The organism is Rhodococcus opacus (genome assembly GCF_012396235.1).
GTDB classification, from domain to species: domain Bacteria; phylum Actinomycetota; class Actinomycetes; order Mycobacteriales; family Mycobacteriaceae; genus Rhodococcus_F; species Rhodococcus_F opacus.
Map to the genome: position 1 here is coordinate 1 of NZ_JAAXPA010000034.1, position 22,314 is coordinate 22,314.

At 67.8% G+C, this 22,314-nt stretch carries 24 protein-coding genes; 13 read left to right on the forward strand and 11 right to left on the reverse strand.

Features of this window, described 5'->3' with window-relative positions:
* The 5 genes from HGB39_RS32125 to pdhA form a co-directional block, all read right to left on the reverse strand.
* On the reverse strand, positions 1-368 hold a 368-nt coding region (locus HGB39_RS32125), incomplete at its 3' end, for an RNA-guided endonuclease InsQ/TnpB family protein (protein WP_514120897.1).
* Positions 369-528: 160 nt separating this feature from the next.
* Entirely contained in the window at positions 529-1,902 is a 1,374-nt protein-coding gene (gene lpdA, locus HGB39_RS32130) for a dihydrolipoyl dehydrogenase (protein ID WP_005570467.1), read from the reverse strand.
* The gene (locus HGB39_RS32135; RefSeq protein WP_043791899.1) at positions 1,902-3,134 is read right to left on the reverse strand and encodes a dihydrolipoamide acetyltransferase family protein; all 1,233 of its coding nucleotides are present in this window, start codon (positions 3,132-3,134) and stop codon (positions 1,902-1,904) included. The genes lpdA and HGB39_RS32135 overlap by 1 nt, the downstream gene beginning before the upstream one ends.
* The gene (locus HGB39_RS32140) at positions 3,131-4,135 is read right to left on the reverse strand and encodes an alpha-ketoacid dehydrogenase subunit beta (RefSeq protein WP_005570471.1); all 1,005 of its coding nucleotides are present in this window, start codon (positions 4,133-4,135) and stop codon (positions 3,131-3,133) included. The genes HGB39_RS32135 and HGB39_RS32140 overlap by 4 nt, the downstream gene beginning before the upstream one ends.
* A gap of 4 nt (positions 4,136-4,139) precedes the next feature.
* The gene (gene pdhA / locus HGB39_RS32145; protein WP_005570473.1) at positions 4,140-5,276 is read right to left on the reverse strand and encodes a pyruvate dehydrogenase (acetyl-transferring) E1 component subunit alpha; all 1,137 of its coding nucleotides are present in this window, start codon (positions 5,274-5,276) and stop codon (positions 4,140-4,142) included.
* Positions 5,277-5,411: 135 nt separating this feature from the next.
* Here pdhA and HGB39_RS32150 point away from each other — a divergent pair, with 135 nt between their 5' ends.
* Positions 5,412-5,888 carry an Lrp/AsnC family transcriptional regulator gene (locus HGB39_RS32150; RefSeq protein ID WP_005570476.1) on the forward strand — a complete coding sequence of 159 codons (477 nt, stop codon included), beginning with the start codon at positions 5,412-5,414 and terminating at the stop codon, positions 5,886-5,888.
* Positions 5,889-5,909: 21 nt separating this feature from the next.
* Complete coding sequence (locus HGB39_RS32155; RefSeq protein WP_005254630.1) at positions 5,910-6,578, forward strand: AIM24 family protein; 669 nt, start codon at positions 5,910-5,912, stop codon at positions 6,576-6,578.
* A 30-nt stretch (positions 6,579-6,608) separates the two neighbouring features.
* Here HGB39_RS32155 and HGB39_RS32160 read toward each other — a convergent pair whose 3' ends face one another.
* The 4 genes from HGB39_RS32160 to HGB39_RS32175 all read right to left on the reverse strand — a co-directional run bounded on the left by HGB39_RS32160 (position 6,609) and on the right by HGB39_RS32175 (position 11,252).
* The gene (locus HGB39_RS32160) at positions 6,609-8,069 is read right to left on the reverse strand and encodes a PepSY-associated TM helix domain-containing protein (protein ID WP_043791901.1); all 1,461 of its coding nucleotides are present in this window, start codon (positions 8,067-8,069) and stop codon (positions 6,609-6,611) included.
* A 223-nt stretch (positions 8,070-8,292) separates the two neighbouring features.
* Complete coding sequence (locus tag HGB39_RS32165; protein WP_172651946.1) at positions 8,293-8,823, reverse strand: hypothetical protein; 531 nt, start codon at positions 8,821-8,823, stop codon at positions 8,293-8,295.
* A 55-nt stretch (positions 8,824-8,878) separates the two neighbouring features.
* Complete coding sequence (locus HGB39_RS32170) at positions 8,879-9,892, reverse strand: hemolysin family protein (RefSeq protein ID WP_005570481.1); 1,014 nt, start codon at positions 9,890-9,892, stop codon at positions 8,879-8,881.
* On the reverse strand, positions 9,885-11,252 hold the full coding sequence (locus tag HGB39_RS32175; protein WP_005570483.1) for a hemolysin family protein: 1,368 nt from the start codon (positions 11,250-11,252) through the stop codon (positions 9,885-9,887). Before HGB39_RS32175 ends, HGB39_RS32170 begins: the two co-directional genes overlap by 8 nt.
* Before the next feature lie 416 nt (positions 11,253-11,668).
* On the opposite strand from HGB39_RS32175, the gene HGB39_RS32180 reads away from it, so the two are divergent.
* Genes HGB39_RS32180 through HGB39_RS32215 form a run of 8 tightly spaced genes read left to right on the forward strand, consistent with a single transcriptional unit; the run spans position 11,669 to position 19,136 of the window.
* A complete protein-coding gene (locus tag HGB39_RS32180) occupies positions 11,669-12,193 on the forward strand; it encodes an MSMEG_0572/Sll0783 family nitrogen starvation response protein (protein ID WP_005254648.1) in 525 nt (174 codons plus the stop codon).
* Positions 12,194-12,203: 10 nt separating this feature from the next.
* On the forward strand, positions 12,204-13,262 hold the full coding sequence (locus tag HGB39_RS32185) for an MSMEG_0568 family radical SAM protein (RefSeq protein ID WP_005570486.1): 1,059 nt from the start codon (positions 12,204-12,206) through the stop codon (positions 13,260-13,262).
* Between the two features lies 1 nt (position 13,263).
* A complete protein-coding gene (locus HGB39_RS32190) occupies positions 13,264-14,697 on the forward strand; it encodes an MSMEG_0567/sll0787 family protein (RefSeq protein WP_005570488.1) in 1,434 nt (477 codons plus the stop codon).
* Positions 14,694-15,650, forward strand: a complete 957-nt coding sequence (locus HGB39_RS32195; RefSeq protein WP_005570490.1) for a carbon-nitrogen hydrolase family protein — start codon at positions 14,694-14,696, stop codon at positions 15,648-15,650. The genes HGB39_RS32190 and HGB39_RS32195 overlap by 4 nt, the downstream gene beginning before the upstream one ends.
* Positions 15,643-15,945, forward strand: a complete 303-nt coding sequence (locus HGB39_RS32200) for an MSMEG_0570 family nitrogen starvation response protein (RefSeq protein WP_005254656.1) — start codon at positions 15,643-15,645, stop codon at positions 15,943-15,945. Before HGB39_RS32195 ends, HGB39_RS32200 begins: the two co-directional genes overlap by 8 nt.
* Entirely contained in the window at positions 15,945-17,201 is a 1,257-nt protein-coding gene (locus tag HGB39_RS32205; protein WP_005570493.1) for an MSMEG_0569 family flavin-dependent oxidoreductase, read from the forward strand. The genes HGB39_RS32200 and HGB39_RS32205 overlap by 1 nt, the downstream gene beginning before the upstream one ends.
* Before the next feature lie 5 nt (positions 17,202-17,206).
* The gene (locus HGB39_RS32210; RefSeq protein WP_043791888.1) at positions 17,207-18,055 is read left to right on the forward strand and encodes a carbon-nitrogen hydrolase family protein; all 849 of its coding nucleotides are present in this window, start codon (positions 17,207-17,209) and stop codon (positions 18,053-18,055) included.
* A gap of 1 nt (position 18,056) precedes the next feature.
* Entirely contained in the window at positions 18,057-19,136 is a 1,080-nt protein-coding gene (locus HGB39_RS32215) for an MSMEG_0565 family glycosyltransferase (protein ID WP_005570496.1), read from the forward strand.
* A gap of 1 nt (position 19,137) precedes the next feature.
* On the opposite strand, the gene HGB39_RS32220 is transcribed toward HGB39_RS32215, so the two are convergent.
* The gene (locus tag HGB39_RS32220) at positions 19,138-19,578 is read right to left on the reverse strand and encodes an Lrp/AsnC family transcriptional regulator (RefSeq protein WP_005254660.1); all 441 of its coding nucleotides are present in this window, start codon (positions 19,576-19,578) and stop codon (positions 19,138-19,140) included.
* Between the two features lie 77 nt (positions 19,579-19,655).
* On the opposite strand from HGB39_RS32220, the gene HGB39_RS32225 reads away from it, so the two are divergent.
* The 3 genes from HGB39_RS32225 (at position 19,656) to HGB39_RS32235 (ending at position 21,045) form a co-directional block, all read left to right on the forward strand.
* A complete protein-coding gene (locus HGB39_RS32225; protein WP_005570497.1) occupies positions 19,656-20,399 on the forward strand; it encodes an AzlC family ABC transporter permease in 744 nt (247 codons plus the stop codon).
* Positions 20,392-20,721, forward strand: a complete 330-nt coding sequence (locus tag HGB39_RS32230; RefSeq protein WP_005254662.1) for a branched-chain amino acid transport AzlD family protein — start codon at positions 20,392-20,394, stop codon at positions 20,719-20,721. Before HGB39_RS32225 ends, HGB39_RS32230 begins: the two co-directional genes overlap by 8 nt.
* An 87-nt stretch (positions 20,722-20,808) precedes the next feature.
* Positions 20,809-21,045 carry a hypothetical protein gene (locus HGB39_RS32235; RefSeq protein ID WP_005254663.1) on the forward strand — a complete coding sequence of 79 codons (237 nt, stop codon included), beginning with the start codon at positions 20,809-20,811 and terminating at the stop codon, positions 21,043-21,045.
* Between the two features lie 30 nt (positions 21,046-21,075).
* On the opposite strand, the gene HGB39_RS32240 is transcribed toward HGB39_RS32235, so the two are convergent.
* Positions 21,076-22,206 (reverse strand): helix-turn-helix transcriptional regulator, encoded by a 1,131-nt coding sequence (locus HGB39_RS32240; protein ID WP_043791904.1) that lies wholly within the window; start codon positions 22,204-22,206, stop codon positions 21,076-21,078.
* Positions 22,207-22,314: the final 108 nt, after the last annotated feature.

Below are 22,314 nucleotides of genomic sequence, written 5' to 3' on the forward strand. Positions count from 1 at the left end.
CGGCCGCGGTAGGTGAAGCAGTTCGAATAGTAGGTCGCCGAATCCTTCGACTGGCCCTTCCTCTTGAACTTCGGGTAGCCGGCCTGCTTGCGCCAGAACCTGTCGAACGCACCCTGCAACTGCCGCAGCGCCTCCTGCAACGGCCCCTTCGACGGCTCCGACAACCACTCCGTCTCGGCATCCCGCTTCCATCCGGTGAGCATCTTCGAGGTATCCGCATAGGTCACCCGACGCCGCTCCTGCGACCAGGCACGCGTCCGCTCCGCCAACGCCCGGTTGTAGACATACCGGGTGCACCCGAACGTCCGAGCAAGCTGTTCCGCCTGCACCGCAGTCGGATAGAAACGGTACTTGAACGCCCGCCTCACCACCCTCCCCGCCATAACCCAGACACTAGCCACACAGTCCGACAAAACCAGATCGGCTCACCCGGACCTGAAGGACCGGGTTTGCGCCGAAAGACTCACGGATCAACCGGTTTCAACCGCGGACCGGTGCGCGATCTTCCCCGACGCGGATCGAATGCGGTCAGCCGGGCGCGTGCAGCGGCTTTCCCGACAACGCCAGCATCGCTTCGCCCAGTGCTTCGTTCTGGGTGGGGTGCGCGTGGACGAACGGCGCGACGTCGGAGGGCAGGGCTTCCCAGGCGACCGTCAGTTGGGCCTCACCGATCAGCTCGCCGACGCGGTCGCCGACCATGTGCACACCGACCACCGGTCCGGTGTCGCCGGCTCGGACGACCTTGATCCCACCCGACGTCTTCAGAATCTGGCTCTTGCCGTTGCCCGCGAGGTCGTATACGACGGACGTGACGTCGCCGTACCGTTCGCGGGCGGCATCCTCGGTGACGCCGACGGACGCGACCTCGGGGTGCGAGTACGTCACCCGCGGAACGAGATGCTCGGCCACGGGAACGGGATCGAGGCCGGCGATCTCCTCCGCCACGAATACCCCGTGTTGGAATCCGCGGTGCGCCAGTTGAAGTCCCGCCACGATGTCGCCGACGGCATACACCCCGTCGACCTGGGTGCGCAGCCGCCCGTCGGTGACGACGAACCCCTGATCCAGCGTGATTCCGTGTTCCGCGAATCCACTGTCGCCGGTGCGCGGTCCGCGTCCTACCGCCACCAGCAGGATCTCCGCCTCGAGGGTGTCGCCCCCATCGAGTTCCACGAGAACGCCGTCCGCGGTTTCCTTTGCCGCGGCGACCGTCACGCCCGTGAGGGCGGCGATACCGCGCTTGCGGAACGCGCGTTCGAGTTGCTTCGAGCACCACGGATCCTCCGCCGCGACCAGGCGGGGGAGCGCTTCGACGACAGTCACCTCCGCGCCGAACGATGCCCAGACGCTGGCGAATTCGACGCCGATCACGCCACCGCCGAGAACGATGGCCCTCTTCGGGACGAACCCGAGATTCAATGCGTCGTCACTGGTGACGATGCGCTCGCCGAGCTCGATGGACGGCACCGCCCGGGCATAGGAGCCGGTCGCGAGCACCACGGACGTCCCGGTGTAGCGGGAACCGTCCACCTCGATTGTCCTGTCTCCGACGTACTTTCCGTGCCCGTTCACGACGCTGATCTTGTGCTGGGCGACCAGGCCCTGCAGTCCCCTGTGCAACCGGTCGATCGTGCCGTTCTTGTACTGGTGCACCGCCTCGATGTCGATGCCGTCGAACGTCGTTCGCACGCCGAACGCGGCACCGGTCCGCGCGGTGTCGGCGACCTCGGCGGAACGGAGCAGCGCCTTGGTCGGGATACAGCCCCGGTGCAGGCAGGTTCCGCCGACCTTGTCCTCCTCGATCAACGTCACCGACAGCCCGAGCTGCGCGGCCCGGAAGGCGCAGGCGTAGCCGCCGGAACCGCCACCGAGGATCAGGACGTCACTGTGGGTGGTGGTCATCAGAGCCTCCCCAGCACGGTGATCGGGTTCTCGAGGTAGTCGGCGAACAATCTGAGGAACCCGCCCGCGACACCGCCGTCGCACACGCGGTGATCGAAGCTCAGCGACACCTGGGTGACCTTCCGAACGGCCAACTGCCCGTCCACGACCCACGGTTTGTCGACGATGCGGCCGACACCGAGGATCGCGGCCTCGGGATGGTTGATGATCGGGGTCGAACCGTCCACACCGAAGACGCCGTAGTTGTTGAGGGTGAACGTGCCACCCGTCAGCCGCGCAGGCGGGAGCGTCCCCTCACGGGCCAGCTCCGTCGTGTCCCGCAGCTGCCGGGCGAGTTCGACGGTGGTGAGCGAGTCGGCCTTCTCGATCACGGGGACGACCAGGCCTCGCGGTGTTTGCGCCGCGATGCCGAGGTGGACGTGACCGTATCGGACGATCTCGTTGCGTTCGGTGTCGACGGTCGAGTTCAGTTCCGGGTACTGCGTCAGCGCCGCGAGGGCCAGACGCGCGAGCAGGGCCATCAGGCTCACGCCGGCGTCGGCGTCGAGGGCGGCATTGATTGCCCGGCGGGCGGCGAGGAGATCGGTGGCGTCCACATCCACCCAGGTTGTCGCGTCCGGAATTTCACGGCGGCTCGTCGAGAGCTTGTCGGCGACTGCTTTCCGCAGGCCCTTGATCGGAATCCGCTGTTCGTCGGCCGTCTCGGGTGGCGCGGCGAGTGCCTTCTCGACGTCGGCGCGGTTGATCACACCGCCGGGACCGCTCCCGGGCAGCCGCGACAGGTCGAGGCCGTTCTTCCGGGCGAGGTTGCGAACGACCGGCGAGATGACCCGTGGCGCAACACCGGCGCGGTTCGGTTCCGGCCGTGTGAGCTCGCGTGTCACGCCGACGCGCCGGCGTCGCCGGCGCGTGTCCTCGCTGGTGCCATACCCGATCAGGACGTTGCCCGAGCCGGCTCGTTCTTCTTCGCGATGCTGCTCGTGTGCGGCGGGTGTTCCACTGACGGTGATCAGCGGGGTGCCCACCTGCAGCGTCGAGCCTTCGTCGCCGTGCAGGGAGATTACCGTGCCCTCGAAGGGAATCGGCACCTCGACCGCGGCTTTCGCGGTTTCGACCTCGACGACCACCTGGTCGACGGTGACGGTGTCGCCGACCCGGACTTTCCATTCGGCGATGTCGGCCTCGGTGAGTCCTTCGCCGAGGTCGGGGAGCAGGAAGACCTGGTTGCTCATGCGGTCACCGCCCAGCGGGTGTCGGCGGAGCCGTTCCACTGCAACCGGTCGACGCTGTCGAGGACACGGTCGACGCTCGGCAGGTGGAGGCGTTCGAGTTTCGGTGCCGGGTAGGGGATGTCAAATCCGCTGACCCGCAGCACCGGCGCGTGCAGGTGATGGAAGCAGCGTTCCTGGACGCGGGCGGCGATCTCGGCGCCGACACCGGCGAATCCCTGCGCCTCTTGAATGACGATGCAGCGGCCGGTCTTCCTGACCGATGCCATGACGGTCTCGTCGTCGAAGGGCACGATCGACCGCAGGTCGATCACCTCGATGTCGTGACCCTCGGCCGCGGCCGCTTCGGCGGATTCGAGCGCGACGGTCACCGACGGTCCGTACGCGACGATGGTCGCGTCCCGGCCGGAACGCCGGACGGCGGCCTGCCCGATCGGCGCGCCGACCGCGAGGTCGACGTCGGCGCGGGAGAAGTACAGGCGTTTCGGTTCGAGGAAGATCACCGGGTCGGGGTCGTCGATCGCCTCGCGCAGCAGGGTGTAGGCGTCCTCGACGGTGGACGGGGCCACGACCTTCAGTCCGGGGGTGTGGGCGTAGTAGCCTTCGCTGGAATCGCAGTGGTGCTCGACCCCGCCGATGCCGCCGGCGAACGGGATTCGGATGACGATCGGCACGGACAGCGCGCCCTTGGTGCGGTTCCGGATCTTCGCGACGTGGGAGACGATCTGCTCGAACGCCGGGTAGGCGAACGCGTCGAACTGCATTTCGACGACCGGTTTGAACCCGGACATCGCCATGCCGATCGCGAAGCCGGTGATGCCGGATTCGGCGAGCGGAGTGTCGAAGCACCGGTCGTCGCCGAAGTCGCGGGTCAGGCCGTCGGTGACGCGGAAGACGCCGCCGAGGGCGCCGACGTCCTCGCCGAAGACGACGACGTTCTCGTCGGCGGTGAGGGCGTCGCGCAGTGCGGTGTTCAGGGCCTGGGCCATGGTGAGCACGGGCATGGTGTCAGTTCTCCTCGGATTCGGCGGCCAGTTCGGCTTCCGCCTGCGCTTGCTGCTCTCGAAGTTGCGGGGTCTGCTCGGCGAAGACGTACCGGAACAGGTCCATCGGGTCGGTGGGCCGGTCGACGTTCATGCCGGCACGCAGCGCGGATGCGGCGGCCTCGGCGTCCGCGGTGAGGGCCTCCGACGATGCGTCGTCGAGCAGTCCCTTCCCGCGCAGGTACTTCTCCAGCCGGGCCAGCGGGTCGCGGCCGAGCCACTGTTCCACCTCGAACGAGTCGCGGTAGCGGGTGGCGTCGTCGGCGTTGGTGTGCGCGTCGATCCGGTAGGTGTGAGCTTCGACGATGACCGGACCGTTGCCGGCCCGGACGAAGTTCGCGGCCTCGTCCATCACGGCGAGCGTGGCGACCGGGTCGTTGCCGTCCACCTGCTCGGAGCCGATTCCGTAGCCGACTCCCTTGTGCGCCAATGTGGGCGCCGCGCTCTGCCGGGCGAGCGGCACGCTGATCGCGAATCCATTGTTCTGTACCAGAAACACCACCGGGGCCTTGAACACGGCGGCGAAGTTGAGGGCCTCGTGGAAGTCGCCCTCACTGGTCGCGCCGTCACCGCAGAACGCCAGGGCGATCGTGTCGTTTCCCTTGCGGTGTTCGCCGTAGGCCACACCGGTCGCGTGCAACAACTGGGTGGCCAGCGGGGTGCACTGCGGGGCGCTGCGGTGGGCGGCGGGGTCGTAGCCGCAGTGCCAGTCGCCGGCGAGCATGCTGAGGATCTCGACCGGATCGATGCCGCGGGCGGCGAGCGCCACCGAGTCGCGGTAGGTGGGGAACATCCAGTCGCCGGGTTGCAAGCTCATCGCCGCCGCGATCTGGCAGGCCTCCTGACCACGCGACGACGGGTACACAGCCAGCCGGCCCTGCTTGGTCAGCGCCGTCGCCTGCTGATCGAAACGCCTGCCCAGCACCATGTTCCGGTACATCTCGACCAGACGGTCGTCGCTCGGTCTCGGATACCGGGCCTCGCTCTCGGTCAGCTCGCCGGCCGCGTCCAGATACTGCACCGCGCACTCGGCGGGAAGGAACTTCCGATACGGCGTCGCCAGGGGCGGCTCTACGAGCGTCACGTCTACCTCCAGATGCATTGTGTTCGTCAATGCTCGCAACTGAACGACCTATCGACAACGACAAGGCGGAATCAGAGACAAACGGTCTAGAATCGGCTCATCGGGAGCAGAATGTCTCACCGGAGTGTGAGCGACCACAGCAGGGATGGACAGATGGCCGGCGGCACAGCGGACACGTACGACCTCGACGCCATCGACCGGCGCATCATCAAGGAACTCGTCGCCGACAGCCGCATCTCGATGCGGGCGCTGGCGGAGAAGGCGCACATCTCCCGCGCGCACGCCTACGTCCGCATCGAGCGGTTGCAGGAGGCGGGGATCATCGAAGGCTTCACCACCCGGATTTCGCACTCCAAGGCGGGACTCGGCTCGTCTGCGTTCATCGCCCTCTCGATTCGGCAGGATTCGTGGCGGGGGATCTCCACCCAGCTCCGAACACTGCCCTTCGTCGAGCACTTCTCGCTGCTGGGCGGCGATTTCGACGTTCTCGTCCTGGTGCGCGCACCGGACAACAGCGCACTGCGTCATGTCGTCCTCGAACGGTTGCAGAGCCTCGAGGGGGTGCAGTCGACCAAGACGTGGCTGATCTTCGAGGAAGCCAACGGGCCCGGACCGGAATGGGTTCGTTGACGGGACGGATAGGATTCCGTCATGCGCAGCGACCTGATGAAAAACGCGGAACGCAGTGGTGACCCGGGCACCTTCGTGCTACAGAATCCCCGAATGCTCAAGGTGGACTTGGCCGGAACCAGCGGTCACTTCTTTGCCCGGCAGGGATCGATGGTCGCCTACCAGGGGGACGTCGACTTCGCCTACCAGGGCAGCGGAGGTGTCGGGAAGTTCTTCAAGAAGGCATTCACCGGCGAGGGCATGTCGCTGATGAAGGTGTCCGGCAGCGGCGACGTGTTCCTCGCCCGCGACGCCGACGAAATCTTCCTGCTCGAACTCGAGGACGAGTCGGTGACCGTCAGCGGTTCCAACGTCCTCGCGTTCGACAGCTCCCTGAACTGGGACATCAACCGCGTCGAGGGGGCGTCGATGCTCAGCGGCGGACTGTTCAACACCACGTTCACCGGCCGCGGTGTCCTCGCCGTCACCATCTACGGCACTCCCGTCGTCCTGAACGTGGACACCCCCACCTACGTCGACATGCAGAGCGCGGTGCTGTGGTCGACAGGCCTGCACTCGACGATCCGCAAGACCGCGAAGATGGGCGCCGCGATCGGCCGCGGTTCCGGTGAGGCATATCAGCTGTGCCTCACCGGAAACGGCATCGTCGTCGTCCAGGCCTCGGAGGGGCACCCGGTTCCCAAGCCGTAACCACCGCGGCCGCACGGGTGCCCCGGTCGATCACCCTGCCCGGGTGCGGGCGAGGGCGCCGACCGCGACGTCGACGAGCAGGAACGCGAGGAGGCTGACGCCGAGCAGCGGGACGAACCAGCCGACGAGGACGACACAGGCGGCCCCCGCCACCGCCGCCGCCGGGTGGATTCGACGCCAGGTGCCCCGCACCGGCGGCCTGCCGACCGCCCGGGTGGTGCCGCGGGTGGGCCGGCGCCGCCACCACAGGAGGTAGCCGCGGACGATCACGGCCAGCAAGGCCACCGCGAGGGCGGCCAGGACCAGCTGGTTGAGCAGGCCGAACAGCAACCCCATGTGCAGGGCGATGCCCCAGGACGTCAGCTTCGCGGCGAGCGGCCAGTCACCGAATCGCGACACGTCCGTCACCGCGCCCGTGGCCCCGTCGACCGCGATCGAATCGGTCGAGAACTGCCACGGTCCGCGGGTCTGCGTGACGGTGAACGCGGTGCCCGCGTCGGCGGGAACGGTCGCCTCGACAGCGCCGGTGACACCGCCCCGCCGGGCCACGTCGAGGACGGTGTCGAGTGCGCCCACGTTGCGGTCGAGGATTCCCGTATCCGACGCGGGGGTGTGCCCGGCGCCGTGCCCGTCGTGACCGCCCGATGCGGCGGCGCCGGCGGCGGGCGCCGAGTCCAGTTTCTTGTCGATCTCGGGAGTGGTCCAGCTCAGGGCGGTACGGAGTTCGCCGACGTTCTCGCCCGCGTACCGCGACCACGTCAGACCCGTGACCGAGAGGAACACCAGACCGACCGCGATCCAGATGCCGACCACCCCGTGCCAGCTGAGGGTGCGGTTGCGTCCGCGGCTCGACCGGTCGAGCGTCCACAGCCTGGCGGCGTCCGCGTTGCGGGCGCGGGTGGTGCGGTAGCGCTGCACCCACAGGTACACGCCACCGAGCGCGATGACCCACAGCCACGACGCGGCGAGCTCGCTGTAGATGCGGCCGGGCTCGCCGAGGTGCAGGTGCCGGTGCAACTGCGAAATCCAGGTCCGCATCGGCAACGCCCCACTACTGCCGTAGACGACGAGCTCACCCACCGACTCCGCGGTGACGGGATCGACGAAGACCGCGCGGCGCTCGGACTCTCCGAGCCCGGGATCGGTGAACATCACCTGCGTCGTGTCACCCGGTTCGGTCGCCGGGCGCACGGCGGCGACGGTGAGGTCCGGGCGAACCTGCTGCGCGGCCCGCACCTGTTCGGACATCGGCAGGTCCGGGCCGGTCGAGTCGACGTGCAGGTAGTCGCGGTAGACCAGCTGCTCCACCGACGGCGCGAGAGCGTAGAGGCCGCCGCTGACGGCGGCGATCACCAGGAACGGTGCCACCAGGATCCCCGCATAGAAGTGCAGGCGCAGGATCAGTGGCCGGAAACTGCGCGGCGGCGAGGAGACCTTCGACGCCGGGGAGGACGCGACCGGTGTGTCGCGTTCGAGTTCGGGGATGGACATGACGATCTCGCTTCGAATCGGGTGAGACGGGCACCCGGCGCCGTCGAGGTCGCGCACAACAGGGTGCGCTGGGCAACTCGAGGTGACACGTCAGGGATGCGCCGACTCAGGAAGGAATCGGCACCGGGACTCGCGTGGGAGTCTGCTGGTGCCGTGTGAGGACACGCCGGACCGACGACCACACGTCGTGCGTGTGCCGGGAAGGCGGTGAGAAAGGATTCGACTAGACGAGAGCGGGTGGTCCGCGGGTGCCGGCGCCCGCGGCGACCAGCAGCCACAACGACAGCTTCGCGCGGTAGACCGGGGTCGCCGTCCAGGTGCCGGTATCGACCTGCAGCGGGGCCAGGACTGCGAGAACGATCCGCGACAACGCCGCCAATGCCCGCAGGCAGGCGCGTTCGGCCGACCGGACCAGCACCGCGGCCACTGCGATCGCGGCGAGGTGCGCGGCGATCATCGGGGTGGAAAGCCCCAGACCATGGGCATGATCGGCGGCCAAGGCCAGTGTGGTGTGGCCGATCAACTGGCCCGCAGCGAGCACCGACAGCACGAACAACCATTCACGGCGGGGCACCCGGACGGCGGCGACCGACGCCCCGACTGCGGCGCACGCCGCGAGAAGCAGCACTACCGAACCATCGCTCGGGGGCATTCCGCCTCCGGCGATGCCGTGCGCGGCGATGCTGACCGCGCCGGACAGTGAACCCACGACGGAGCCGCGCACCCGCGCGACCACATCCAACCGTGAATTCACCCCGCGAGGGTACCGCTTCCGCGATGCCCACCCCGGCCGCGGTGTGCGAAACGGGTCAGGCGGAAGCCCCGGCCGCCGGGCGCAGTCGCCCGAGGACGTCCGTCAAGGTGACGACACCGGTCAGCTCGCCGTTGTCGGTGACGATCGCAAGGTGGCTGCGGGTCTCGCGCATGGTGCGCAGTGCCTCGTACACGGCAGCGTCCGCGTCGAGGGCCAGCACCGGGCGCATGAGGTCGGCGGCCGTGACTGTGGCGCCGGCCTGCAGGCTGTCCCGGGCGTGCACCACCCCCTTGATCCCGTCCTCGTCGCGTACGAGCAGTCGGAGGTGGCCGCTCCGATCCGCGGCCGCCCTGATCGCCGCCGCGGTGGCGTCCGGGGCGACACTGCTCGGGGCGGTGTTCGGCCGCACCATGTCTCGCACGGCGAGCGATTGGAGTTCCAGGGCGCTGGTCAATTGGCCGTGGTATCGCTCGTCGAGCGTGCCGACGGTCGCCGAGTGCTCGACGAGGTGACGCAGCGCGTCGGGATCCTGGCCGGCACCCACCTGGTCGACCGGTTCCACGCCGAACCTTCGCAGACACCGGTTCGCCATCCGGTTCAGCACCAGCAGCAGCGGGCGGGTGGCCCACATGAATCCGCGCATCGGGATCGCCAGCAGTGTCGCCGATTTCTCCGGGTGCGCGATCGCCCACGACTTGGGTGCCATCTCACCGACGACGAGATGCAGGAACGTGACGACGATGAGGGCGAGGATGAATCCGAGCACGTCCGCCAGCCACAGCGGAGCGCCCCAACCTGCGAAGGTCGGGGTGAGCCAGTGATGCACGGCCGGCTTCGTGACGGCGCCGAGCGCGAGGGTGCAGACGGTGATGCCCAGCTGGGATCCGGCCAGCAGCACGGACAGCTCGGATGCGCTGCGCAGAGCCGCGCGGGCAGCCCTGCTGGTGGGGGCGGCGTCCTCGAGCCGGTGGCGGCGGGCAGCGATCAAAGCGAATTCGATCGCCACGAAGAACGCGCTGGCCGCGATCAACCCGACGGTGACGAGCACGATGACCCACGGATTATTCATCGGTCGCGTCACTCTCCAGGATGCGGAGCCTCACGAACAGCGAGGACGGGACGTGCTTGTCGACTGCCCGCACCTCGGCATCGAGGGTGCGAACGGGTGGGTCGGCGTCGTTGATCAGGTCGGCCGGATCCGGGTTCAATCGGATCGCGACGGCGTCACCGACGACGGGGAGCCCGCCGAACTCGGCGATGACGGCACCCGCGAGCGTCTCGAAGTCGCCGGGCGGCAGGTCGTGTCCGAGGATGCGCTCCACCTCGTCGATGTGCAGATCGCCGGGCATCGTCCAGCCTTCGGATTCTGACCCCGTCACCGACGCGTCGCCGTCGGGATCGTGTTCGTCGGCGATCTCACCGACGAGTTCCTCCGCGAGGTCCTCGATCGTGATGACGCCGGCGAACCCGCCGTACTCGTCGACGACGAGCGCCATTTCGTCCCGGGCGGCCGTCAGCTGTTCCAGCACGTCGGGCAGCGGCAGCGACGTCGGCACGACGACGGCCGAACGGGCCCGGGACGCGGCCGGACCGTCGGCCTGCTCGCCGAGCAGGTCGTGGAGGTGGATGACGCCGCGCAGATCGTCGGAGGAACTCCCGACCACGGGGTAGCGGGTGTGGCCCGCGCCCATCTTCTCGAGAACACTGCTCAGGGAATCGTGGGCCCGGACGGTATCGACGTGGGCGCGGGGAATCATCGCGTGCCCGGCGGTGCGGGTGGGAAAGTCGAGGATCCGGTCGAGCAGGGTCGACAGTTCCCGCGGCAGCTCACCGGCGTCGCGGGATTCGGCGACGATGTGTTCGAGGTCCCGCACGGTGGCCGAGTGTTCGACGTCGTGGACCGGCTCGATCCGCAGCGCGCGCAGCAGCAGGTTCGACGACTGGTCGAACAGCCAGATCAACCAGCCGAAGAGTTTCAGGTAGATCGTGGTCGACAGCGCGAGCCAACGCGCCACCGGTTCGGGCCGGGCGATCGCCAGGTTCTTCGGGAAGAGCTCACCGAAGAGCATCTGGACGAAGGTGGAGAACAGGACGGCGAGGACGGCGCCGACGCCGATCCCGACCGCGGTGGGGATGCCGACACCGCCGAGGAGCTCACCGAGGCCGCGTCCGATCAGGGGTTCGGCGACATAACCGACGAGCAGGCCGGTGACGGTGATGCCCAGCTGGGCGCCGGAGAGCATGAACGAGGTGCGGCGAGTGACGCCGAGGGCGCGGGCGGCGCCCGCGTCTCCCGCCTCGGCCCGGGCTTTGAGCCGCGAGCGGTCGACCGACATGTACGCGAATTCCTGGGCGACGAAGTAGCCGGTCAGGGCGGTGATCAGTAATACGACGACGACGCCGAAGCCGATGCTCAGGACGGTCACCATGTGTTCACCCCCGCGGTGCGTCCGGGACTGCGGTGATCACTCTGGGGCGGGCTGGGTCTTCGGGGGCGCGAAGCGCTGGTCATGGCTCTCTCTGTATTCGGGGTACGAGTCACCCATAGTAAAGGACTCTTTACTCTTGCGATCGGCGGGTGCGCAGAATCACGCGGTCGGTGTTACGACCGGATTACCGGATTCGGGCCGCGGTGCGGGTTACGAAACCTGAGCTTGTTCCTCGCGTGACCATTCGGAAATCACCGAACCGTGTACTTGTTTCAGGTCGACGGAGTGCGCAGCGCACTCTCCCCACGCAGAGCGAATGGACATCGAAGTCTACGCCCGGCCCGTCGCCCACAGCATCTCATCAGCGCATTCAGGCCCTTCGGGCGCCTCCGCCCCACGAACAACCAGGAGTCCCTGTGACCGACATCGAGAACACCATCGCCGAGAACATCCAGAAGGCACTCGGCGAGATTCCCCACCCGGCACTGCCCAAGGGCACCAACATCTACGGGTCGACGAAGATCTTCCCGGACTACAAGGCCGAGGACGGCGAGTCCTACTTCACGCTGGTGCACGGCATCGCGCACGAATCCTCCGTCAGCTTCGTCGCTGTCCTGCAGGCAACCCGCGCACTGCGCAAGGGTTTCGAGTCGGCAATCTATTTCTACGGCCCCGGCGCCCTCAACTGCCTTGCGACGCGTGGGTTTCCGACCACCGGAGACAACGGTTTCCCGGGCGAGCAGAACATCAACGACGCACTCGCGACATTCATCTCCGAAGGTGGGACCGTCTTCGCGTGCCGCTTCGGCCTCGCGCTGCACGGCGGACGGGAAGAGGACCTGATCGAGGGCGTCGTACCCGCACATCCCCTGGATGTGCAGGACGCCATCATCCACTACTCCCGCAAGGGCGCCATCATCAACTCCACATACATGGTCTGAGGTGTGAACCATGAGCGATCTCTCGACACGAGTTGACGTAGCAGTACGTGGAATTCGATCACTGAACGTCCCGGTCACCCGGACTTCCGGCGCCGGCCCCAGCGACGACGGTCATGTACTGATCGGCGGGATCGGCGGCGCCATCCCCATCCGGTCCGACAGCCCGTACGAAGTCAGTGGAAACCGCCTGCTGTTGAACGGCACCGACATGGGGGTGGAGATCGAGCCGGTCCGCCGGCCCCGGTTCTACGACCTCGATACCGCCGACGGAATCTCCTACGAGAAGATCGCCCGGCTGCACGGGACGAACGTCCTCGCCACGACCGTGGTCCAGACCTGCATTCGATACGACCCGGCACAGCGGTGCCGATTCTGCTCGATCGAGGCATCACTGCAGTCCGGCTCGACCATCGCGGTGAAGAAGCCCGAACAACTCGCCGAGGTCGCCGAAGCCGCCGTCCGCCTCGACGGCGTCACCCAGATGATCATGACCACGGGCACGTCGGCGGCCAAGGATCGCGGTGCCCGTCACCTGGCGCGATGCGTCGCGGCCGTCAAGGCGGTGGCCCCGGACCTCGCCATACAGGTGCAGTGCGAACCGCCCGGCGATCTCGGGACCATCACGGATCTTCGGGACGCGGGGGCCGATTCCATCGGCATCCACGTGGAGTCCCTGGACGACGAGGTTCGGCGGCGCTGGATGCCCGGCAAGGCGACTGTTCCGCTGGACGAGTACCGGGCGGCGTGGCGCGAGGCGGTACGGGTTTTCGGACGGAATCAGGTGTCGACCTACCTGCTGGTCGGGCTGGGTGAAGATCCCGACGAATTGGTCTCGGGCGCAGCCGAACTGATCGACATGGGCGTCTACCCGTTCGTCGTCCCGTTCCGGCCGCTCGCCGGCACGCTGGCAGTCGAGGACGGGGCTCAGGCGCCGTCGCCGGCCCTGCTCGCCGACGTCACCTCGCGGGTGGCGAAGGAATTGCAGGCGGGCGGCATGCGCGGCGCCGACCAGAAGGCGGGCTGCGCCGCGTGTGGGGCCTGCAGTGTCCTTCAGAACGCAGGAGGCTGACATGTGGGACCTGCCGACCGCCGAGAGCACTCCTTCCGATTTCGCCGTCCTCACCGGGCCGTCGGTTCAGGAGTCACAGTGGAGTTTCCTCGTGCAACCCGCCACCGGTCGGGTGATGATCGAGGCGTACCGACGACTGCGGCGTGAGACGTTCGTCGTGGAACAGGGACTGTTCACCGCCAGCGACCGGGACGATGTCGACGACGATCCCCGAACCGTGGTGCTCGTGGCGATCAGCACCACGGGCGAGGTGCTCGGCGGTGTTCGCCTCGCCCCGATGACGGACGGCACCGACCTCGGGTGGTGGGCGGGAAGCCGCCTCGTGGTGGGTCGAAACATCCGGAACAGCAGGGGAATCGGAAAGGCACTCGTGCGCGCCGCCTGCGCCCACGCCGAATCCCGCGGCGCGTTGCGGTTCGACGCCACCGTGCAGAGCCGGAACGAAACGATGTTCGCCCACCTGGGCTGGACGCGGATGGGTGACGTCACGGTGGCGGGCGCGCCGCACGTGCACATGACGTGGCCGATCGATCGCGTCGAGCGTCTGGTCCAGAGCACGAAGTCCTGTCTGGCCCACACCCTGGCACCCTTGGGTACGCATGGTGATGCGCTCGGCGGCAGCGGGTTCCGCGGCGACGACGGCGCACCGGTACCGGGCAGCGACCTGATTGCGGCGTGCGACGCCATCCTGCCCGCCATGGTTGAGCGCGATCCCGAGTGGGCCGGATGGTGCGCCGCCCTCGTCAACCTCAACGACCTGTCGGCGATGGGTGCCGTCCCCGTCGGGATGCTCGACTCGGTCGGCGCACCGAACACCTCGATCCTGTCGAAGGTGATCCGTGGGCTCAGCCGAGCTGCGGAAGCGTGGGACGTACCGGTACTGGGCGGCCACACCCAGCTCGGTGTTCCCGCGGCGCTGTCGGTGACGGCGCTCGGACGCACCGCGAATCCGGTGCCCGCGGGTGGGGGCCGGGTCGGCGACGAGCTCACGCTGACAGCAGACCTGGACGGGCGGTGGCGGCCGGGATACACCGGACAGCAGTGGGATTCGACGTCCCATCGCAGCTCGGACGAACTGCGGGACATGGCCTCGTTCGTCGCCCGTACCCGCCCCGCCGCGGCGAAGGACATCAGCATGGCGGGGATCGCCGGCACCACCGGGATGCTCGCCGAGGCGAGCGGACTCGGCGCCGTCCTCGACGTCGCATCGGTCCCCAGGCCGCCCGGTACGACGGCGGGTGACTGGATGACGTGCTTTCCCGGGTTCGCGATGATCACCGCCGATCGGAGCGGTAGCGCGCCGGCGCCCGCCGGACCGGCCACCTCGGCCGTCTGCGGGGAATTGACATACGAGCCGGGGGTCAGCCTTCGCTGGCCCGACGGCGTAACGACACGCGTGGTGCACTCCACGGTCACAGGATTGGGAAGAGCATGACTGACATCGGAATCTCCGTTGCGGCAGCCGAGTTCGGCCGCGACATGGAGCAGGCGTATCGCACGATCGGTGAACTGATCCAGCAGGCGCGGACAGCCGGGAGTTCGCTACTCGTGCTTCCGGAGGCCTGCCTGGGCGGTTACCTGCCCAGCCTGGGCGGAGGCGACGAAACCGAGGAGCAGCGGCAGCGTCGGCTCCGCAGCCTCCCGCCCGCACTGGAATTGGACGGGCCCGAGGTCCGGCGGGTCGTCGACATGGCCGGCGACCTGGTGATCACCCTCGGATTCTGCGAGGCCGACGGCGCCGACCGGTACAACGCCGCGGTGACGCTGCACGGCGACGGGATACTCGGCTCGTACCGCAAGGTGCACCAGCCGCTGGGGGAGAACCTCTGCTACCGCGCCGGCGACAAATACGAAGCGTTCGACACCCCGGTCGGACGGATGGGCATGCAGATCTGTTACGACAAAGCCTTTCCCGAGGCCGCGAGGACGCTCGCCCTCGACGGCGCGGAGATCATCACGTCGCTGTCGGCGTGGCCCACCGCCCGCACCAACCGCGTCGAGAACCCCGAAGACGACCGGTGGAAGCAGAGATTCGACATCTACGACCGCGCGCGGGCCACGGAGAATCAGGTGGTCTGGGTGGCGTCGAATCAGGCGGGGACGTTCGGGTCGCTCCGGTTCGTGTGCAGCGCGAAGATCGTCGGCCCGGGCGGCGAGATCCTCGCCACCACAGGCGTGGAACCCGGCCTCGCCTCGGCCACGCTGGATGTGCAGGCCGAACTGGACGCGATTCGCAGCGGCGGGATGTACAACCTCCGGGACCGCCGGCCGGAACTGTACGGAGACGTCGTCGCGGAGAACCGGGTGAGCGGCACCCGGCTCGACGCGACGGCGCGACCGTCGTTCCTCCGCACCACGACAGCCGAACTGGAGCCCGTCGATGCCTGAGATGACGTTCACGGTGCGCTGGCCGGACGGAAGCACCCAGTCCTGCTACTCGCCGTCGCTGGTCATGCACGACCACCTGGTGGCCGGTGAGGACTACACGGTCGCCGATTTCCTCACACGCACCACGACGGCGCTCACCGAGGCCAGTGAGCGAGTCCGTGCCAAGTTCGGGATGTACTGCACGTCCGCGTCCGAGCAGATGCAGGAACTCGAACGCGCCGGCCGCACCCTCGACCCCCAATCCCTCGTCCGGGTCCTCGAGATGAACCCGGCTTCACTCCCCGGAGAGTCGTGATGACCGAACAACACACAGTCGTCGTGATCGGCGGCGGCCAGGCGGGCCTGTCGATCAGCTGGCATCTGGTGCAGCGTGGAATCGACCACGTGGTGCTCGAGCGAGAGTCGATTGCGCACGAGTGGCGCGACAGCCGCTGGGACAGCTTCACTCTCGTCACTCCGAACTGGCAGTGCACCCTTCCGGGATACAGCTACTCGGGCGGCGATCCCGACGGGTTCATGAACCGCGAGGAGACCTACCAGTTCGTGCGTGGGTACGCGGATACCTTCGATCCCCCTGTGCGCGAAGGGGTCACGGTGGTGGGGGTCCGGCAGTCGGGTTCCGGAGGGTTCGACGTGGACACGACGGAAGGCTCGATGCACGCCGACCACGTCGTCGTCGCGGTCGGCGGGTACCACACACCGGTCGTTCCCCGGTTCGCCGAACGGCTGCCCGCCGACATCACGCAATTGCACTCGTCGCAGTACCGGAGCGCCGGCGAGCTGCCCGCGGGCGAGGTTCTCGTGGTGGGCAACGGCCAGTCCGGCGCCCAGATCGCGGAGGATCTTCATCTCGCGGGTCGCACCGTCCACCTCGTCACCGGTGGGGCGCCGCGGGTCGCGCGGTTCTACCGCGGCCGGGACTGCGTGGCCTGGCTGCACGACATGGGCACCTACGACGTCTCGATCGCCGATCACCCGGGCGGTCTGGGCAAGCGGGAGAACACCAACCACTACGTCACCGGCCGGGACGGTGGCCGCGACATCGACCTCCGTGCGTTCGCGCTCGCGGGAATGCGCCTGTACGGGCGGCTGCTCGACGTCGTGGACGGCACCCTGCGGTTCGCGCCCACCCTGGAGTCGTCGCTGGATGCTGCCGACGCCGTGAGCGAGAGCATCAAGGATTCCATCGACGCCTACATCGACCGCGTGGGCATCGATGCGCCGCGCGAGGAACGGTACGTCCCGGTCTGGCGTCCCGACCGTGAGGTCACCGAGTTGGAGCTGCCGACGTCGGGCATCACGTCGGTGGTGTGGTCCATCGGTTTCCGGACCGACTACCGGTGGCTCCGCGCGGGCGTGTTCGACGGTGAGGGCCATCCCACCCACAACCGCGGCGTCACCGCGGTGCCCGGGCTGTACTTCCTCGGCCTTCCGTGGCAGCACACGTGGGGTTCGGGACGGTTCGCGGGAGTGGCGCGGGACGCGGAGTATCTGGCGGACCGCATCGAACTCGAAGCGGGTGTGTTGCCGGCGACGGCGACACTAGCCTGACGCCTATGGTGACGACACGGTTGGCAGCATTGGCGGGGCACTTCGGCCGCGACATCGATCGCGCGCTCCTGAAGTTGCAGGCGCTGATCGAGAGTGCGACGAACGACGGGGTGGACCTGCTCGTCCTGCCCGACGCCTGCCTCGGCGGCTACATCTCGGATCTCCGGCGGCCGGACACAGAGGAGCTTCCGCCCGCGCTCGCCGCGGACAGCCCGGAACTGAAGGCCGTCGCGAAGATGGCGGGCCGCATGACGGTCTGCATCGGGTACACGGAACTGTGCGACGGGGTGCGATACAACGCCGCCACCTGCGTGACCGGTGACGGAGTGCTGGGCAGTCACCGCAAGGTGCATCAGCCGGCCGGGGAATCCCTGGCGTACGCCGCGGGTGACTCCTTCACCGCCTTCGACACACCGGTGGGCCGGATCGGGATGCTGATCGACTACGACAAGACGTTCCCGGAATCCGCTCGCACCCTTGCGCTCGACGGCGCGCGGATCATCGCCGCGTTGTCCGCGTGGCCTGCCAGCATCACGGACCGGGCGGCGCGCATGATGCAGGACCGGCAATCACGCCTGTTCGATCTCTACGATTCGGCCCGGGCCGCCGAGAACCAGGTGGTCCTCGTGTCGTCCAACCAGACCGGAATCCAGGGTGGCCTGCGGTTTCTCGGTCAGGCCAAGGTGGTCGGCCCGGGCGGCGACGTGCTCGCGCGAACGGGGACGAAGGGCGGCCTCGCCGTCGCCGAACTCGACGTCGACTACGAGGTCAACCGGGCCAGGAAGGTGCTGCGGCACCTGGAGGAACGCCGCATCGACACCTACCGGAGAATGCTGGACCGAGGAGAACACTGACGTGCGGATCGCTCTGCTGACCTATTCGACCAAACCTCGCGGGGGAGTCGTGCACACGCTGGCGTTGGCCGAGGCCCTCGCCCGACAGGGCGCGGACGTGACGGTCTGGACTCTGGGCAGGCACGGCGACGCCGCCTTCTTCCGTCCGGTCGACCCGACTGTCACCGTGCGGGTGGTGCCGTTCGCACACGTCGACGACGAGACCGTCGGTGAGCGGATCCTCCGATCCATCGAGACGATGCGCGCCGCCTTCCCACCGGGGGCCTACGACATCGTCCACGCGCAGGACTGCATCAGCGCCAACGCCGTCGGGCGGTGCGTGCGAACCATCCACCATCTCGACCAGTTCACGACGCCCGCGCTGGCCGCCTGCCACGAGCGCGCGATCGTGGATCCGTACGCGCGGATCTGCGTGTCCGCCGCCGTCGCCGCCGAAGTTTCGGCCGGGTGGGGTCTCGATTGCGCCGTCATTCCGAACGGCGTGGACGCCGCCCGATTCGAGGAAGCACGCGAGGACACCCGGCGTCGCCGCAGGTGGGCCGGTGAATTGGGCGACTACGTGTTGGCGGTCGGCGGTATCGAACCACGCAAGGGCAGCATCGACCTGGTGGAGGCCTACGCCCTGCTCGCGAAGGAGCAACCGGACCTGCGGCTGGTGTTCGCCGGCGGCGAGACCCTGTTCGACTACCGGGGGTACCGGGACGAGTTCGACCGGCGGGCCGCAGAGCTGGGTGTGACACCGACCATTCTCGGAACGATCGACGACGCCGAACTCCCCTCGCTGGTGGCCCAGGCGCACTCGTTCGCCTTCCTCTCCACCAAGGAAGGATTCGGGCTGGCCGCGATGGAAGCCCTGGCGGCGGGCGTTCCCGTCGTCGCACGCGACCTGCCGGTCCTGCGGGAGGTCTTTAGCGGGACGGTCCGGTACGCGTCCACCCACGAGGAGATGGCACGCGCCCTGACCGAACCTGCCGACGGCGCCTCCCTCGACGAGGGGCGCGCCTTCGCTCGCTCACATCGATGGGACGACGTCGCGCAGAAACATCTCGAGTTCTACCGAGAGGTCGCGGCGCACCGCTGACTCAGTCGGCGCTCTTGATGGTCTTCATCGTGATCAACGAGGTGACCCGCGACACCGCCGGGAGCCCGCTGAGCTTGGTGGCCATGAAGTTCTCGTACGTCGCGAGGTCGCGGACCGCCACCCGGATGAAGTAGTCGGGGATCCCGAACAACCTCCGGCATTCGATCACCTCGTCGAAGGCGGCGACCCGGGACTCGAACTGCTCGATGGTCGCCTGGTCGTTCACACCGATCTCGGCGGTGACGATCACCTGGAAACCCCGATCGAGCGCTTCCTGGCTGACGATGGCGCGGTAGCCGGTGATGACTCCGTCCGCCTCGAGCTTCTTGACCCTGCGCAGGCACGGGGAGGGAGTCAGACCCACCAGATCCGCCAATTCCGTGTTGGTCAGACTGGAGTCATTCCGCAGGTGGTCCAGAATTGCGTGATCGATGTCATCCATTGAACTATTATTGCGCAGAGTGCGGAGAATGGGCATTTGCTCGCAATCGCGCACCGGGATAGTTGCTATAGATTTGCGTGGTGATCGATCCAGCAACCCTCTCGACGACCGCAGTCGTCGACTCCGACCCCCGGCACGCCCCGGAGTGGCGTCGCGCCCTACAGGCTTCCCTTCCCGTCGGGATCGGGCTGGTTCCGCTGGGGATCGCCCTCGGGGTGCTCGTCGTCCAGCAGGGCCTCAACCCGTGGTGGGCGATGGTCTTCACCTCGCTGATCTACGCCGGTTCCCTCGAATTCATCGCGGTCGGCATGGTGGCGGCGATGACGCCGCTCCCGTACATCGCGCTGACCGCGTTGCTGGTGAACTTCCGGCACGTGTTCTACGCCTTGAGCTTTCCCCTCGACAGGGTGAAGGGCCGGCTCGCCCGCTTCTACAGCATGTTCGCGCTGACCGACGAGGCGTACGCCATGACGGTCACCGGCGACCGGAAGTCGATGTCCGGCCGGGTCGTCGTGTACTCGCAGTTGTATCTCCACGCGTACTGGATCGGTGGAGCGATGCTCGGAGCGACCGCGGCGCAATGGATCCCGGAGAACATCGTCGGCCTCGACTTCGCGTTGACCGCGCTGTTCGTCGTGCTGTCCATCGAGGCCATCCGGTCCCAGAGGGGTATCGCGGTGCCCTCGATGGCCGTGATGTGCGCGCTGATCGCGCGCCTCGTCGACCCCGGACACATGCTGCCGATAGCGATGGGCGCCTTCGTGAGCCTGCTCGTCGTCCGCTATTTCCTCGCCCGCCGAAAGGTGGCCACCGATGCCTGACGCCGGTTACATCCTCGCGGCCATCGCGATCATGGCGATCGTCACGTTCGCCCTGCGCGCCGTCCCCTTCGCGATCGTCATGCCGTTGCGCTCGTCCGCGCTCGTCGGCTACCTGGGTGTCTACCTGCCGGCCGGGATCATGCTGATCCTGGTGGCGTACTCGCTGAAGAACGTCTCCGTCACCGCCCCGTCGCACGGGATCCCCGAACTGATCGCGGTGGGGGCGACCGCCGCGGTGCACCTGTGGCGCAAGAATGCGGTGCTCTCGATCGTCGTCGGAACCGGGCTGTATGTCGCCCTGATGAACTGGGCATTCGCCTGAGCCCGGCGCGCCTCACGTTTACGATGCAACCACACGGGTAGGCAGGAACCACAAGACAGTCGGCCGTTTCTCGGGAAGGACGCACTGATGAGCGAACAAGATGCACGTTCGGTGACGGGTGTTCGGGACAAGGACTACAACCTGATTTGGTTCGTCGAAGCGTCACTGAGCAACGCTCTGCGTCTCGAGGGTTACATTTCGGACGCCGACATGGACGGTGACGCCGAGTTGGCCGACTTCTTCCGCCGCGCCCAAGCCGTGAGCCGGAAGGGTGGCGATCTGGGCAAGGCCATGCTGGCCGCCCGCCTGAAGAAGGAACAGTAGGCCTCCGCCCCTACCGGCCCGGATCGGAACTCAACCCCTCTGCGTCGGCCAGGGACCGCCGCGGACAGGCCTGCCCGCGGCGGTCCGCTTTTCGTTGTCACGGAACCGCGGCTCGTAGTGATGGAAGAACACCTTGCCGACCAGGTCGCGTCGGCTGTGCACACCGGTCTTGTCGAAGATGCTCTTCAGATGTTGCTGCACGGTCTGCGCCGACACGTGCAGTTCGGCGGAGATCTGCGAAGTCGACGCCCCGTGCAACACCATCGACGTAACCTCCTTCTCGCGCTCGGTCAGCCCGTACGCCGACATCAGCAGCGGATACAGACGGCTCGGATGCGCCGGCTCCACGATCACCGCGATCCGCCGCCTGCCCGTCGACGTCAGGCATGCCCCGTGCAGCACCAGCCACGCCCCCGACCGCGACAGCACCCGCGAGATGGCCACGTCGCCCAGCCGGTCGCGGTCTTCCACACACCGCAACACGCGACCGGCGAGAGTGATCACCGCGGCCGGCAACTCCCCCCGATCCCAGTCCCCGCCCGGCAGATCCACCATCCACCGGTCGACCCCGGGCGTCGCGGATTCGATGTTCCACTTCTCGTCGAGGACGAGCAGACCCGGCGAATCCGCATACTCCGGTTCCTCGGCCTGCCCGCACAGCAGTGCGCGGCGGGCACCGCCCGCGAGGACCGGCGCGATCTCCTGCACGAACGACTTCTCGGTTTCCGAGAACATCGGCATCCCCTCGTCGCGATAGAGGCTCAGCGCTCCCCAGGTTTCTCCCGAGCGCGTGCGTAACCGCGCAATCAACTCCTGGTCGCCACCGAGTGTCCGGTTCCGGCGCCAGCGCGGACTTCCCGACGGATCACCGTGCGCGGCTTCGTGCAACGTGGAAATCCCTTCGGCGGACCGCATTACGTCGGGGACGGACTGAACGTCGTCCTCGTAGTACTCGGCGGCCAGCCATTCTCCGGGAAATTCGTCCATGCCGAAGTGATAGTGACTGGTCATCAGCATGGACACGGGGTCGAGGGTGAACCAGCACGGCGTCCAGTAGTACGGGACGACACCGGCGACGACGTCCGACGCGTCCCGCCACAGCGACACCAGGCCGCGGGGTGCGGCGCACAATCGTGCGACCTTGTCTGCCGCGCACTGCACGGAATCCACGCTCACGAGTCAAGCGTACGAGCGCGGATCGGCGCCGGAAATACCAGAATTGTGGAATGGTGCGCCCGCTCCACCGCTCCTAGCGTCGGTGACAGGTTC